Annotated in this window: 15 protein-coding genes; 11 read left to right on the forward strand and 4 right to left on the reverse strand. The window is 62.1% G+C overall.

Features of this window, described 5'->3' with window-relative positions:
* Positions 1-9: 9 nt before the first annotated feature.
* The 10 genes from tsaD (at position 10) to gltX (ending at position 9,224) form a co-directional block, all read left to right on the forward strand.
* Complete coding sequence (tsaD, locus tag E4633_RS07665; protein ID WP_135869672.1) at positions 10-1,038, forward strand: tRNA (adenosine(37)-N6)-threonylcarbamoyltransferase complex transferase subunit TsaD; 1,029 nt, start codon at positions 10-12, stop codon at positions 1,036-1,038.
* A complete protein-coding gene (gene rsmA, locus E4633_RS07670; RefSeq protein WP_198419409.1) occupies positions 1,035-1,868 on the forward strand; it encodes a 16S rRNA (adenine(1518)-N(6)/adenine(1519)-N(6))-dimethyltransferase RsmA in 834 nt (277 codons plus the stop codon). The genes tsaD and rsmA overlap by 4 nt, the downstream gene beginning before the upstream one ends.
* 59 nt (positions 1,869-1,927) lie before the next feature.
* Entirely contained in the window at positions 1,928-3,280 is a 1,353-nt protein-coding gene (locus E4633_RS07675) for a UDP-glucose dehydrogenase family protein (RefSeq protein ID WP_135869673.1), read from the forward strand.
* A gap of 156 nt (positions 3,281-3,436) precedes the next feature.
* A complete protein-coding gene (locus tag E4633_RS07680; protein WP_135869674.1) occupies positions 3,437-4,372 on the forward strand; it encodes a UDP-glucuronic acid decarboxylase family protein in 936 nt (311 codons plus the stop codon).
* Between the two features lie 6 nt (positions 4,373-4,378).
* Positions 4,379-4,798 carry an FtsB family cell division protein gene (locus tag E4633_RS20735; protein WP_246037974.1) on the forward strand — a complete coding sequence of 140 codons (420 nt, stop codon included), beginning with the start codon at positions 4,379-4,381 and terminating at the stop codon, positions 4,796-4,798.
* A 49-nt stretch (positions 4,799-4,847) separates the two neighbouring features.
* Positions 4,848-5,018 carry a hypothetical protein gene (locus E4633_RS20555; protein ID WP_135869675.1) on the forward strand — a complete coding sequence of 57 codons (171 nt, stop codon included), beginning with the start codon at positions 4,848-4,850 and terminating at the stop codon, positions 5,016-5,018.
* Positions 5,015-6,679, forward strand: coding sequence for an arginine--tRNA ligase (argS, locus tag E4633_RS07695; protein ID WP_135869676.1), 1,665 nt, complete (start codon positions 5,015-5,017; stop codon positions 6,677-6,679). Before E4633_RS20555 ends, argS begins: the two co-directional genes overlap by 4 nt.
* Before the next feature lie 10 nt (positions 6,680-6,689).
* A complete protein-coding gene (locus E4633_RS07700; RefSeq protein WP_135869677.1) occupies positions 6,690-7,475 on the forward strand; it encodes an SPOR domain-containing protein in 786 nt (261 codons plus the stop codon).
* Between the two features lie 83 nt (positions 7,476-7,558).
* Positions 7,559-7,744: a DNA gyrase inhibitor YacG gene (locus tag E4633_RS07705; protein WP_135869678.1), complete on the forward strand. Its 186-nt coding sequence runs from the start codon at positions 7,559-7,561 to the stop codon at positions 7,742-7,744.
* Positions 7,745-7,817: 73 nt separating this feature from the next.
* On the forward strand, positions 7,818-9,224 hold the full coding sequence (gene gltX, locus E4633_RS07710; RefSeq protein WP_135869679.1) for a glutamate--tRNA ligase: 1,407 nt from the start codon (positions 7,818-7,820) through the stop codon (positions 9,222-9,224).
* A 150-nt stretch (positions 9,225-9,374) separates the two neighbouring features.
* Here the strand turns inward: gltX and E4633_RS07715 are convergent, their stop codons facing one another.
* Positions 9,375-9,545 carry a DUF362 domain-containing protein gene (locus E4633_RS07715; RefSeq protein WP_135869680.1) on the reverse strand — a complete coding sequence of 57 codons (171 nt, stop codon included), beginning with the start codon at positions 9,543-9,545 and terminating at the stop codon, positions 9,375-9,377.
* Between the two features lie 229 nt (positions 9,546-9,774).
* On the opposite strand from E4633_RS07715, the gene E4633_RS07720 reads away from it, so the two are divergent.
* On the forward strand, positions 9,775-11,040 hold the full coding sequence (locus E4633_RS07720) for an acetate kinase (RefSeq protein WP_135869681.1): 1,266 nt from the start codon (positions 9,775-9,777) through the stop codon (positions 11,038-11,040).
* A 106-nt stretch (positions 11,041-11,146) separates the two neighbouring features.
* On the opposite strand, the gene pta is transcribed toward E4633_RS07720, so the two are convergent.
* From pta to moaC, 3 genes are all read right to left on the reverse strand, one after another.
* Positions 11,147-12,148 carry a phosphate acetyltransferase gene (gene pta, locus E4633_RS07725; protein WP_135869682.1) on the reverse strand — a complete coding sequence of 334 codons (1,002 nt, stop codon included), beginning with the start codon at positions 12,146-12,148 and terminating at the stop codon, positions 11,147-11,149.
* A 90-nt stretch (positions 12,149-12,238) separates the two neighbouring features.
* Positions 12,239-12,736 (reverse strand): molybdopterin adenylyltransferase, encoded by a 498-nt coding sequence (gene mog, locus E4633_RS07730; protein ID WP_135869683.1) that lies wholly within the window; start codon positions 12,734-12,736, stop codon positions 12,239-12,241.
* Positions 12,737-12,768: 32 nt separating this feature from the next.
* Positions 12,769-13,245, reverse strand: a complete 477-nt coding sequence (moaC, locus tag E4633_RS07735; RefSeq protein ID WP_135869684.1) for a cyclic pyranopterin monophosphate synthase MoaC — start codon at positions 13,243-13,245, stop codon at positions 12,769-12,771.
* Between the last annotated feature and the right edge of the window lies 1 nt (position 13,246).

The following is a 13,246-nucleotide window of genomic DNA, read 5'->3' on the forward strand; positions in this document are numbered from 1 at the left end:
TATTTTTCTATGCTTATTCTTTCCCTGGAATCTTCATGTGACGAAACGGCGGCTGCCGTCGTCAAAGACGGCAGGACCGTCCTTTCCAGCATCGTCGCCTCCCAGATCAGCGTCCACGCCGAATACGGCGGCGTCGTCCCGGAAATAGCGTCCCGGCAGCACCTGGAGGCGGTGTCGGTGGTCATCGAGGAGGCGCTCCGTGAGGCCGGGGTGGGGCTCGCCGAGATCGAAGGGGTCGCGGTGACCCAAGGGCCCGGGCTTGCCGGCGCCCTCTTGGTCGGCATCTCCGCCGCGAAGGGGCTCTCCTTCGGGCGCGGCATCCCGCTCGTCGGGGTGAACCACATCGAGGGACACCTCCTCGCCGTCTTCCTTGAGCAGCCGGTCGAGTTTCCCTTCCTGGCCCTTGCCGTTTCCGGCGGGCATTCGCACCTGTACCGCGTGGACGGCGTCGGGCGCTATAAGACGCTCGGCCAGACCGTGGACGACGCGGCCGGTGAGGCCTTCGACAAGGTGGCTAAACTGATCGGGCTTCCGTACCCGGGGGGTGTCGCCATCGACCGGCTCGCCGCCACCGGGAACCCCGAAGCGATCAAGTTCCCGCGCCCGCTTCTGCACGACGGCACCTTCAACTTCAGCTTCTCTGGGTTAAAGACCGCGGTGCTCACCCACGTGAACCGCCACCCCGAGGCCAAAGAGGCGGGGATCAACGACCTCGCCGCTTCGTTCCAGGAGGCGGTCTGCGACGTCCTGACCAAAAAGACCGCCGCGGCGGTCGCGGCAACCGGCATCAAGCGTCTCGTTGTCGCCGGGGGCGTCGCCTGCAACAGCGGTCTGCGCCGCTCCATGGCGCGTTTCGCAGAAAAGGCCGGTGTCGAACTTTCGATACCAGCGCCCAAGCTTTGCGCCGACAACGCAGCCATGATCGCGGTGCCCGGTGACTACTACCTGTCCAACGGGATCACCAGCGGCTTCGACCTCGACGCCCTCCCGGTCTGGCCGCTCGACAAGCTCGCGGCGCGTTTCAAGGGAGGGGCATGATGGAGAAGCGTATCAAGGCTAAAAAGGAGTTCGGCCAGAACTTCCTCATCGACGACAACGTCCTTTCCCGTATCGTCTCCTGCGTCGCGCCGACTCCCGAGGACTGCATCCTCGAGGTCGGGCCGGGGAGGGGGGCGCTTTCGCGGCTTCTCGTGGAAAGCGGGGCGCGCTTCGTCGCGGTCGAGTGGGACCGCGAGCTCATCCCACTGTTGAACGCGGAGTTCGCCGGTAACGACCGGGTCGAGATCGGCCACGGCGACATCCTCAGGGTGGACCTGCGCCAGATCCTTACCAGCCGCGTCCCCGGCCGGAAGTGGAAGGTAGCGGCGAACCTCCCCTACAACATCTCCTCGCAGGTCCTCTTCAAGTTCATGGAGGAGTGTGATCTCTTCGAGGGGCTCGTGCTCATGCTGCAGAAGGAGGTGGGAGACCGCCTTACCGCCCCCCCGGGGTGCAAGGAGTACGGCGCACTCACCGTGCTTTTGCGGCTGCACTTCGATATCCGCCGCGAGTTCATCGTGAAACCCGGCTCCTTCCGCCCGATCCCGAAGGTCGATTCCGCCGTGCTCTCCTTCACGCCGCTTGCCGCGCCTCGTGTCGAGGTGGGGGACGAGGAACTCTTCAGGCGGGTGGTGAAGGGTGCCTTCATCCAGCGCAGGAAGACACTTTTGAACTCGCTACGCTCTGCCGGTTTCGACGACGCCGACGGGGCGCTCACCGCTGCACTTGCCGCCTGTTCCATCGACGGGAAGAGGCGCGGCGAGACCCTCTCGTTGGATGAGTTCGCGGCGCTTTCCACGACGTTGGCGGCTGGGAAAACCTCTAGCTAAGCACCAATGAGTGTGCTATATAAGAACGCTAATCTTAACCCCGAGGAGGAGTTAACCTCATGAAGATATGTGTCATCGGTTCCGGTTACGTCGGCTTGGTAGCCGGCACCTGTTTTGCGGAGAGCGGTAACGACGTCATCTGTGTCGACGTCGATGAACAGAAGATCGAGGGGCTGAAGCGCGGCATCATCCCGATCTACGAGCCTGGGCTCAAGGAGATGGTGCTCAGAAACCGCGAAGAGGGGCGCCTTAACTTCACCACCGACCTCGACGCCGCGGTGAAGGAGTCCCTGGTCTGCTTCATCGCCGTGGGCACCCCGCCGGGGGCCGACGGTTCCGCCGACCTGCAGTACGTCCTCGCCGTGGCCCGCAACATCGGGCGCTCCATGGAGAGCTTCAAGATCATCGTCGACAAGTCGACGGTACCGGTTGGCACTGCCGACAAGGTGCGCGCCGCCGTCACCGAGGAGCTTGCCCTGCGCGGCACGCACATCGAGTTCGACGTCGTCTCCAACCCCGAGTTCCTTAAAGAAGGTGCGGCCATCGACGATTTCATGAAGCCGGACCGCGTCGTCATCGGTACCGACAACGTGCGTACCGCCGAGATCATGAAAGAGCTGTACTCCGCCTTCATGCGCAAGTCCAACCGCATGCTGGTGATGGACATCAGAAGCGCCGAGATGACCAAGTACGCCGCGAACGCCATGCTGGCGACCCGCATCACCTTCATGAACCAGGTGGCCAACCTCTGCGAGGTGATGGGTGCCGACGTCATGGCGGTGCGCGAGGGGATCGGCTCCGATTCGCGCATCGGCTACGACTTCCTTTTCCCCGGTGTCGGTTACGGCGGCTCCTGTTTCCCGAAGGACGTGAAGGCCCTGGTCAGGACCGCCGACGAGTGCAACTACGACTTCGTGCTGTTGAAGGCGGTCGAGGAGGCCAACGAGCGTCAGAAGCGCATCCTCTCCGACAAGATCGAGCGCAGGCTCGGGCAGGGTGGGGCGAAGCCGCTTGCCGGCAAGAGCTTTGCCGTCTGGGGGCTCTCCTTCAAGCCGCGCACCGACGACATGCGTGAGGCGCCGTCGCTCACCATTATCAACCGTCTTCTCGAACTCGGTGCCACGGTGCAGGCGCACGACCCCGAGGCCCTCAACGAGGCGAAGAAGCACTTCGGCGACCGGATCGGGTATCACATGAACCAGTACGAGCCGCTCAAGGGGGCCGACGGCCTCGTCATCATCACCGAGTGGAACGAGTACAGAAACCCCGACTTCGACAGGATCAAGAAGCTCCTGGTCAACCCGGTCATCTTCGACGGCAGGAACCTGTACCAGCCGGAGCGTATGCGCGAGATCGGTTTCGAGTATCTCCCCATCGGCAGAAACGGCGCGGCCGTCTGCGAGATGGAGTAACTTAAGGTAACTTCCGTTCTATGTTCTACGTTCTACGTTCTACGTTCTACGTTGCAGAGCTACGGCCCACTTCTTAGGAAAGGCCCGGCAAGCAATCGGCAGTTAACGTTGAACCTAGAACGTAGAACGTAGAACTTGTTTATCGAGAGAGGTTCTATGCGCGTCTTGGTCACCGGCGGTGCCGGTTTTATCGGATCACATCTTTGCGAGAGGCTCCTCAAGGAGGGACACGAGGTCATCTGCCTCGACAACTTCTTCACCGGGAGCAAGCGCAACATCGCGCACCTCCTGGACCACAACGACTTCGAACTGGTCCGCCACGACGTGACCGAACCGATCCTCCTCGAGGTGGACCGGATCTACAACCTCGCTTGCCCCGCCTCGCCGATCCACTACCAGTACAACCCGGTGAAGACGATCAAGACAAGCGTGATGGGCGCCATCAACATGCTCGGCATCGCCAAGAGGGTGCGCGCCAGGATCCTGCAGGCATCGACCTCGGAGGTGTACGGCGACCCCCAGGTGCACCCGCAGACCGAGGCGTACTGGGGCAACGTTAACACGCTCGGGATCAGGAGCTGCTACGACGAGGGAAAGCGCGTCGCCGAGACGCTCATGATGGATTACCACCGCCAGAACCACGTCGACATCAGGATCATCCGGATCTTCAACACCTACGGACCGAAGATGGCCGAGAACGACGGGCGGGTGGTCTCGAACTTCATCCTCCAGGCGCTCAGGGGCGAGGACATCACCGTCTACGGCGAGGGTGCGCAGACGCGCTCCTTCTGCTACGTCTCCGATCTCGTCGAGGGGATGATACGCATGATGGAAACCCCGGGCTTTACCGGTCCGGTGAACCTCGGAAACCCCGCGGAAACGACCATCCTCGAGTTCGCGAAAAAGATCATCGCCCTGACCGGGTCCTCATCGCGCATCGTCTATCGCCCGCTGCCGGCGGACGACCCGAAACAGCGTCAGCCCGACATCTCGCTGGCGAAGCAGATGCTCGGCTGGGAACCCACGGTGTGCGTCGACGACGGGCTCAAACAGACCATCGACTACTTCCGCTCGGTCCTCACCACGGCATAGGAACGCATGCAGAAAAGTTTATTTCTCGCACCTGCAGCAGTGATCATCTTCATCCTCTACTTCACCGTCTTCGGTGACCGGGGACTTCTGCGCATCAACCACCTGCACCGTGACCTCGACGACATGCAGAAGCACCTGACCGAGCTGAAAGAGGAAAACGACAAGCTCAAGCGCGAGATCGCGGCGCTGCAGTCGGACCGGCGCTACCTGGAAAGCATCGCGCGGCGCGATTTCGGCCTCGTGCGCGGCAACGAGGTGATCTACCAGTTCCCGGGGGGTAAAGGTGGCAACGGCGCGGCGGCTCAACCCGTTCCGGCACCGGCCCAACAGCAGCCCGCGGCGGCTGCGCCCGCCGGCACCAAGGAAGGCGCGCACGCGGCACCTGCGCCACCGGCCGCGGCACCGAAGGCAAAGACCGGTAAGTAAGGCGGGGTAGGGACGTAAGGCCGCCCGACAAGGGCGAAAGGGGAACACGATGATTCAGGCAGGAAAACAGCATTGCGTGGTCTGCGCCTGGCGCGAACACTGCTCCAAGAAATTCTGCGTGGCCGACGGCGGCGCCCGCTGCCCCGACTTCACGCGAGACGTTACGATAAAGGCCGTGCCCGACACGGAACAGGAAAAGGAAAGGGAGGAGAAGATATGAAGGAGCAGCTGCGCGCATGCATCCTGAAGGGAATCGAGGGGTGTTTCGCCGACGGCACGCTCACCTCTGGTGTGGTCCCGGCCATCAGCGTGGAGAAACCGGCGCACGCCGAGCACGGAGATTTTGCAACCAACGTCGCCATGCAGATGGCCAAGCAGGAGCGCAAGGCGCCCCGCGCCGTCGCCGAGGTGCTGGTCAAAAAACTCGCCGAGGCCTCGGACCTGATCGAGTCGGTCGAGATCGCGGGCCCCGGTTTCATCAACTTCTTCATCAAGGACGCCGCCTGGAGAAAGATCCTGAGCGACATCGACCGGGCCGGTGACCAGTACGGCAAGAGCCGCGTCGGCGCGGGCAAGAAGGTCCAGGTCGAGTTCGTGAGCGCGAACCCCACCGGTCCGCTGCACATAGGGCACGGCCGCGGCGCCGCGACCGGCGACGCCGTCGCATCGCTTCTGTGCGCGGCAGGCTTTAACGTGCAGCGCGAGTATTACATCAACGACGCCGGCAACCAGATGAACACCTTAGGCCTCTCCGGGCTTCTGCGCTACAAGGAGCTCCTGGGCGAGAAGATCGACTTCCCGGAGAACTGCTACCAGGGAGACTACATCAAGGACATCGCCCGCGACGCCATCACGAAGCACGGCGACCGCTTTCTGAACGCGCCCCAGGAAGAGGGGGTCGCCTTCTTCGCCAAGATGGGTGGCGATCTGATCCTGAAGGGGATAGACCAGGACCTGCAGGACTTCGGCATCCGTTTCGACAACTGGTTCTCGGAGCAGTCGCTTTTCGACGAGGGGAAGGTCCCCACGGCGATCGCCGAGATGCAGGAGAAGGGGCACATCTACGAGCAGGACGGCGCGCTCTGGTTCAAGACCACCGAGTTCGGTGACGACAAGGACCGCGTCGTGGTCAGAAGTAACGGCGTGACCACCTATTTCGCCTCCGACATCGCCTACCACCGCGACAAGTTCGCGCGCGGCTTCGACTGGGTCATCGACGTATGGGGAGCGGACCACCACGGCTACGTGCCGAGGCTCAAAAGCGTGGTGCAGGGGCTCGGCAGGAAGGCCGACGACTTAGGCATCATCCTCGTGCAGCTCGTTTCCCTGCTGCGCGACGGCCAGCCGGTCGCCATGTCTACCAGAAGCGGTGAGTTCGTGACCTTGAAAGAGGTCGTCGACGAGGTCGGGTGCGACGCGGCACGCTTCTTCTTCCTCATGCGCCGCTCGGACAGCCAGCTCGACTTCGACCTCGAGCTCGCCAAACGCCAGAGCAACGACAACCCGGTGTACTACGTGCAGTACGCCCACGCGCGGATCAGGAGCATCTTCGAAACGGCGAAAGAGCGCGGCGTGGCGCCCTGCTTCGACAACGTGCGCCTGGAGCTTTTGCAGACCGCCGACGACATGAGCCTCATCAAGAAACTCTCCCTCTACCCGGAGATCCTCGAGGGGGCCGCGGTGAACTTCGAGCCGCACCGGATCACCTACTACCTGCAGGATCTGGCCGGAGAGTTCCACAGTTTCTACAACAAGAGCCGGGTCATCACCCCCGAAGAGCCGGAACTGACCCAGGCGCGCCTCTTCCTCTTGCGCTGCGTCGCCATCACGCTGAAAAATGCGCTGACGGTACTGGGCATTTCCGCCCCCGAGAGGATGTAGGAGGGGTTCCATGCGGCTTGACTACAGCGAAAAGATGACGGCGGTCCGGGACAGCGCGGAGAAAAATCGCCCTGTGCAGAAGAACCGCCCCCGGCGGGAGCCGATCGGCGGCTTCCTGCTGGTCGCCTTGGTGCTGCTGGTCATAGGGTACGGGGCCGGGGTGCTCACGGGATGGTTCCTCTTCCACGGGAAAAACCCGCAGGCAGCAGTTCCGCCCGTCGCCCAGCAGACGAAGGCGCAGGCCGCAGCCCAGGCGTCCCAGCCCGCGGGAGCCGTCCCCGGTCAGCCTGGGCAGCAAGCCCAGCCCGCGCCGGATGTGCCGCTTACCTTCTACAAGACGCTTCCCTCTGGGGGCAAGGGTGCCATTGGGAGCGGTATCAACACGAAGCTTCCCGAGGTGCTGCCGAAGTCTGCGCCTGCCACGCCACAGGCAGCGGCACCGGAGCAGAAGGCGCCTCAGAGCGCTGCCCCCGCAGGCAGGGGAGGGGACGCCAAGCCTGCGGAAAAGTCTTCCGCACCAGCCGCCGAAAAACAGGCGGAGAAGCAGGCGGGAGACGAGAAGCAGGCCGCCGAGCCCCGCTACCTCGTACAAGTGGCGTCGTACAAGGACAAGCAGGAGGCCGAATCGGTGCGTGCGAAGCTCGCCGCGAAAGGGGTCGCCGCCTATGTCGTCGAGTCCAAGCTGAAGGACAAGGGGGTCTGGTACCGGATCAGGGTGGGCAAGCACCTCTCCAAACAGGAGGCCCAGCAACTGGCCGGCAAGGTGGGTAGCGGCGCGGCCGTTGTCACCGAATAGCCTTTCGACGCACCAGATAGTTTCTGAACCTTTTACCTCCAGCTCCCAAGGGCGCTGGAGTTCTTCATTTGAGGACCAAGCCGATGTGCGCCGTAACAACCATCAAGTGTCCGCACTGCAGGAAGGAAACGGAGCTGACCGGAAATCCGTACCGCCCGTTTTGCTCCGAGCGGTGCAAGATGATCGACCTCGGAACCTGGGCTAGCGAAGGTTACCGCATCCCGGGAGAGAAGGCGCCGGAGCATGACGACGACGAGGACGAGAACTAGCAGTCCGCAGCCATTTTGTGACACCCTATTTTATTGCAGCCATGCAATGATCAAAGCAGCAAAGGAGCCTTTCATGTCAGAAGTACGTCTCCGTTTCGCCCCGAGCCCGACCGGGTACCTTCATGTCGGAGGGGCGCGCACGGCGCTTTTCAACTGGCTTTTGGCCAGGAAACAGCACGGCACCTTCGTCCTCAGGATCGAGGACACCGACGTCACCCGTTCCACCCAGGAATCGGTTGACGCCATCTTCGAAGGGATGAAGTGGCTGGGGCTGGACTGGGATGAAGGCCCCTTCTTCCAGTCCGACTGCTTCCCGGTTTACAAGGAGTACATCGACAGGCTCGTCGCCGAGGGGAAGGCCTACAAGTGCTACTGCACCGTGGAGGAACTGGAGGCAAAGCGCGAGAAGGCGCTCAAGGAAGGGGGCAAGCCGAAGTACGACGGCACCTGCCGCGATCTTCCGCCGCAGGAGGATGACGGCCGCCCCTACGTGATCCGCTTCAGGACACCCAAGGAAGGGGTCACCTCCTGGGACGACCTGATCAAGGGGAAGATATCCTTCGAAAACGCCGAGCTCGATGACCTGATCATCCAGCGCACCGACGGCACCCCGACCTACAACTTCGTCGTGGTCGTCGACGACGTCACCATGAAGATGACCACCGTCATCCGTGGCGACGACCACGTGAACAACACGCCGCGCCAGATCCTCATCTACGAGGCCCTCGGTGCGCCGGTTCCGGTGTTCGCCCACGTGCCGATGATCCTCGGCGCCGACAAGGCGCGCCTGTCCAAGCGCCACGGCGCTACCTCGGTCATGGCCTACCGCGACATGGGCTTTCTCCCCGAGGCGATGGTTAACTACCTGGTGCGTCTCGGCTGGAGCTACGGCGACGAGGAGATCTTCTCCCTCACCGACCTGATCGAGAAGTTTTCCATCGAGAACGTCGGCCGTTCCGCCGGTGTTTTCAACCCGGACAAGCTTTTGTGGCTGAACGCCCACTACATAAAGACCGGCGACCCGGTACGTCTGGCGGACCTGCTGATCCCGTTCCTTAAGGAGCGCGGTGTGGACCCGGCGCAGGGTGGACCCGACCTCGTGGCCGTGGTGAAGACCCTCCAGGAACGCGCCAAGACCATGCTGGAACTCGCCGACGGCGCGCTCTTCTACTACAGGGACGAGCTCTCCTACGACGAGCAGGGCGTTGCGAAGGCGTTCAACGCAGACACCCCGGCACTGCTCAACGCGCTGGTGGAGAAGCTCGCGGCACTTCCCGCGCTCGACGCAGCCCAGATCGAGCAGGCGTTCAAGGAGCTGATGGCCGAGAAGGGGATCAAGCTCGGACAGGTAGGTCCCGCCGTGCGCCTCTCCCTTTCCGGCAGCACCGCGTCCCCCGGCATCTACGAGATGATCGAGGTGTTAGGTCTTGCCGAGACCAAAAAACGCATAGAGCGCGCCATCTCGGTGCTCTGCCGCTAGTCGGCGAATAGAAAGGGCCGTAACAAGAAAGGAGGGAGCCCGCCGGGCTCCCTCCTTTTCTTTTAAAGCAGAAGATAAAAGAAGGCCTGCAGCGGACGAGCCGGCTGCAGGCCATGGCATTACATGCTTCTTTGTGTGTTGCTTAGTGGCTTAGGCCGGGGAGATTGCGCTCACCGGGCAGGTGTCTACGCAAGCGCCGCAGTCGATGCAGGTATCCGCAGCGATGGTCCTTTTGTTGCCAGCCTCGCTAATGGCGTTAACCGGGCAGGAATCGTCGCAGGCGCCGCAGTTGATGCATTCGTCGCTGATGTTATGTGCCAAAGTGTTCACCTCCTCTACCTAGGGTAAAAAGTCAGGAGGAAACTAGCACAGCGATCGCAAAAAGTCCACCATAAAGCTGTAGACAATAAACTGCTAATCAGGAGAAAAATCTTGAACTGAGGACGACTCTACTGTATATATAAAAAAAGGTTTTATTTGTGACTTTTTTGCCCTAGAGGTTTGTACCTGGTTTCCATGGGCGAATTACACGTATGGGGGACGCTAACTGATGGATATATTGGCACTTAACTGCGGTAGTTCTTCGGTAAAATACCAGTTGTTTGACTGGGATAAAAAAGTGGTGGTAGCCAAGGGGATGGTGGAGCGCGTGGTGATCGGCGATTCCTTCATCCTGCACGAGGTCCCGGGGCGTGAAACCTACCGGGAAGACTCAGATTGTCCGGACCACAAGACCGCAGTTGACCTGATCCTCAGGACGCTTACCTCCCCCGAAAACGGGGTACTTAAAGACATCAAGCAGATCGCCGCAGTAGGCCACCGCGTGGTGCACGGCGGCGAGAAGTTCACCAAGTCCGTCCTCATCGACGATGAGGTGCTTGCCGCGGTGACCGAGGTGCAGCATCTGGCACCGCTGCACAACCCGCCCAACATCGCCGGCATCGAGGGCGCCATGGCCGTCCTCCCTGGCGTCCCCCAGATTGCCATTTTCGATACGGCGTTTCATCAAACCATGCCCGAGCAGGCTTACCTCTATCCGCTTCCCTACGAGTGGTACGAGAAGTACGGCGTGAGGCGCTACGGCTTCCACGGGACCTCGCACCTCTACGTTTCCAAGCGCATCGCCGCGATCCTCGGCAAGCCCGCCAGCGAGTGCAACGTGATCACCATGCACATCGGCAACGGCGTGTCCCACTGTGCCATCAAAAATGGCGTCTCCGTGGACACGAGCATGGGGCTCACGCCGCTTGAAGGCGCCATGATGGGTACCCGCTGTGGTGACATCGACCCGGCCATCCCGGCGTTCATGATGCAGAAGGAGAACCTCTCCGCCAAGGAGATCGATTCCATCCTGAACAAGAAGAGTGGCGTCATCGGCATCACCGGGCGTTTCACCGACCGTCGCGACGTCATCGAAAACGCGAATGCCGGGGACCGTCTCTGTTCGCTCGCTCTGGACATCGAAGCGTACCGCCTGAAGAAGTACATCGGCTCCTACATGGCCGTAGTCGGGAGGCTCGACGCCGTGGTGTTCACCGCCGGGGTAGGGGAGATGGGTGCGCCGATCAGGGCGCGGGCCCTGTCCGGGCTTGATCATCTGGGAATCGTCCTGGATCCCGAGAGAAACGCCTCCGCCATGACCAGGAAGCGCGAGACACTCATTACCACCGACGACTCGAGGGTGAAGGTGTACGTCATCCCGACCGACGAGGAGCTCGTCTTCACCGAGGATGTCGCGGCGATTCTGGACGGCACCTACACCGACCATATGAGCTTCGAGTACAGCTTCTCGAAGTCTGATTTCGTGAGGAAGTAGCGGCGCGGTCAGGCAAAGACAGTAAAAAGGCCGGCGGGATGATCTCCCGCCGGCCTTTTTGTTTTTTAAACGCGACTGGTCCTACTGGTCCGACTGCGGGCTGCTGCTAGCCCTGCGCCTGCACCGCGGTGATCGCGGTGACGTCGACGATGTCCTGCACGGAGCAGCCGCGGGAGAGGTCGTTGACCGGCTTCGCGAGCCCCTGGATCACAGGCCCGATGGCCTTCGCGCCTGCCAAACGCTCAACGAGCTTGTACGCGATGTTACCGGCATCGAGGTCGGGGAATACCAATACGTTGGCCTTACCGGCGACACCGCTCCCCGGTGCTTTCTTAGCGCCCACGGCAGGGATCAGGGCGGCGTCCGCCTGCAGTTCGCCGTCGACGGAGAGTTCCGGATCCATCCCCTTGGCGATTTCCAGCGCCTTCAGCACCTTGTCGGCATCCGGGTGGCTTGCGCTCCCCTTGGTGGAGAAGGAGAGCATGGCGACGCGGGCCGGCACGTCGAGGAACGACTTGCAGTTCCTCGCGGTGGCAATGGCGATCTCGGCGAGGGCCTGGGCGTCGGGGTTAGGGTTCACCGCGCAGTCGGCGAAGAGGATCACGCCGTTTTCCCCGAAGTTGGGGGTCTGGGTGGCCATGAGGAAGAACGAGGAGACGGTCTTGATGCCGGGGGCGGGACCTACGGTCTGGAAGGCGGCACGGAGCACGTCGCCGGTGGTTCCGGTTGCACCGGCCACCTCGCCGTCGGCGTCTCCTTCACGCACCATCATGCCGGCAAAGTACAGGTTGTCGTCGGCGGTCAGCAACTGCTGGGCCTGCTGGGGGGTAAGGCCTTTTGCTTTCCTCAGTTCCACGAGTTTCCCGACGTAGGTGTCGAGCTTGGGAGATGTGGCGGGATCCACGATCTCGACGCCGGAGAGGTTCACACCCTTGGCGGCCGCCGCCGCAAGCACTGCCTCGGGCTTTCCAAGTAACACGATTTTCGCCAAACCCTGTTCCACGATCTGCTGGGCGGCGAAAAGCATCCTCTCGTCATAGCTCTCCGGCAAGACCACCGTCCTAAGGTTAGATTTTGCCTTCTCGTGAATCTGCTTTACCAACGGCATGTTTTCCCCTCCGTAAGTGTATTATAAAACCGTGTTAGGATATATAACCCAGCGTGAGGGATCGGTCAACAGAAAAGCCCGATTGCGGGGCTAGCCAGGCATGGGAGTGCCGCATTCCTCCGGGTCACCCTGCAGCTTGGCAACCGCGTGCGGCACCGCGGCCCAGACGAAGCCGATGTTCTCGGTTGCGCCCTTGGGGCTTCCGGGAAGGTTGATGATCAGGGTGTTTTTCCTGATGCCGGCGACGGCACGGGAGATGATGGCGTGCGGGGTCTTCTTGAGGCTTTCCATGCGCATGACCTCGCCAAAGCCCGGGAGGAGGCGGTCCACCACGCGTTCGGTCGCCTCCGGGGTGACGTCGCGCGGGGAAACGCCGGTCCCGCCGGTAGTGAGGATCAAGTCGTAAGCGCCGCTGTCGGACCACTCAACGAGCTTCTCCGAGATGAGGGCGGCCTCGTCGGGGATCACTTCGGTGCAGGTGACGCTGACGCCGCGCTCTTCGAGCCAGCTCTTCAGTGCCGGGCCGCTGCCGTCGGCGCGCTCCCCGGTAGAACAGCGGTCGCTGAGGGTGAGGATGGCTGCTTTCATGGTGCTGATTCTCCTTTTTCTGGCCCGGCCGGCTACGCCTCGCGCTTGTAGACGCCGCTCTTGCCGCCTTCCTTGTAGTGCAGCTTCACGTCGGAGATGACGATCCCCTTGTCGCTCCCCTTGCACATGTCGTACACGGTGAGGGCTGCGATCGTGGCCGCGGTCATCGCCTCCATTTCTACGCCGGTCCGCTCGAAGGCGCGCACCGTCGCCATGACGCCGATGGTCCCCTCGGTCTCGTTCACCTCGAACTCTATGGCCACATGGTGGATGGCAAGCGGGTGGGAAAGGGGGATCAGGTCCGGGGTCTTCTTGGCTCCGGCGATGCCCGAGAGCCGCGCGACCCCCAGAACGTCACCCTTGGCCATCCTGCCGGAGACGATGGACTGCACCGTCTCGGGCTTGAGTGTCAATACGGCTCCCGCTACCGCGGTGCGCATGGTCGGGGTCTTCTGGCTCACGTCCACCATGATGGCGTTGCCTCTGGCGTCGAAATGGTTGAATGACATG

This window comes from Geomonas terrae (genome assembly GCF_004791675.1).
Classification (GTDB): Bacteria; Desulfobacterota; Desulfuromonadia; order Geobacterales; family Geobacteraceae; genus Geomonas; species Geomonas edaphica.

Coding starts and splice junctions, on each gene's coding strand:
- tsaD (WP_135869672.1), top strand. CDS start 10: ATGCTTATTCTTTCCCTGGAATCTTCATGTGACGAAACGGCGGCTGCC.
- rsmA (WP_198419409.1), top strand. CDS start 1,035: ATGATGGAGAAGCGTATCAAGGCTAAAAAGGAGTTCGGCCAGAACTTC.
- E4633_RS07675 (WP_135869673.1), top strand. CDS start 1,928: ATGAAGATATGTGTCATCGGTTCCGGTTACGTCGGCTTGGTAGCCGGC.
- E4633_RS07680 (WP_135869674.1), top strand. CDS start 3,437: ATGCGCGTCTTGGTCACCGGCGGTGCCGGTTTTATCGGATCACATCTT.
- E4633_RS20735 (WP_246037974.1), top strand. CDS start 4,379: ATGCAGAAAAGTTTATTTCTCGCACCTGCAGCAGTGATCATCTTCATC.
- E4633_RS20555 (WP_135869675.1), top strand. CDS start 4,848: ATGATTCAGGCAGGAAAACAGCATTGCGTGGTCTGCGCCTGGCGCGAA.
- argS (WP_135869676.1), top strand. CDS start 5,015: ATGAAGGAGCAGCTGCGCGCATGCATCCTGAAGGGAATCGAGGGGTGT.
- E4633_RS07700 (WP_135869677.1), top strand. CDS start 6,690: ATGCGGCTTGACTACAGCGAAAAGATGACGGCGGTCCGGGACAGCGCG.
- E4633_RS07705 (WP_135869678.1), top strand. CDS start 7,559: ATGTGCGCCGTAACAACCATCAAGTGTCCGCACTGCAGGAAGGAAACG.
- gltX (WP_135869679.1), top strand. CDS start 7,818: ATGTCAGAAGTACGTCTCCGTTTCGCCCCGAGCCCGACCGGGTACCTT.
- E4633_RS07720 (WP_135869681.1), top strand. CDS start 9,775: ATGGATATATTGGCACTTAACTGCGGTAGTTCTTCGGTAAAATACCAG.
- pta (WP_135869682.1), bottom strand. CDS start 12,148: ATGCCGTTGGTAAAGCAGATTCACGAGAAGGCAAAATCTAACCTTAGG.
- mog (WP_135869683.1), bottom strand. CDS start 12,736: ATGAAAGCAGCCATCCTCACCCTCAGCGACCGCTGTTCTACCGGGGAG.
- moaC (WP_135869684.1), bottom strand. CDS start 13,245: ATGTCATTCAACCATTTCGACGCCAGAGGCAACGCCATCATGGTGGAC.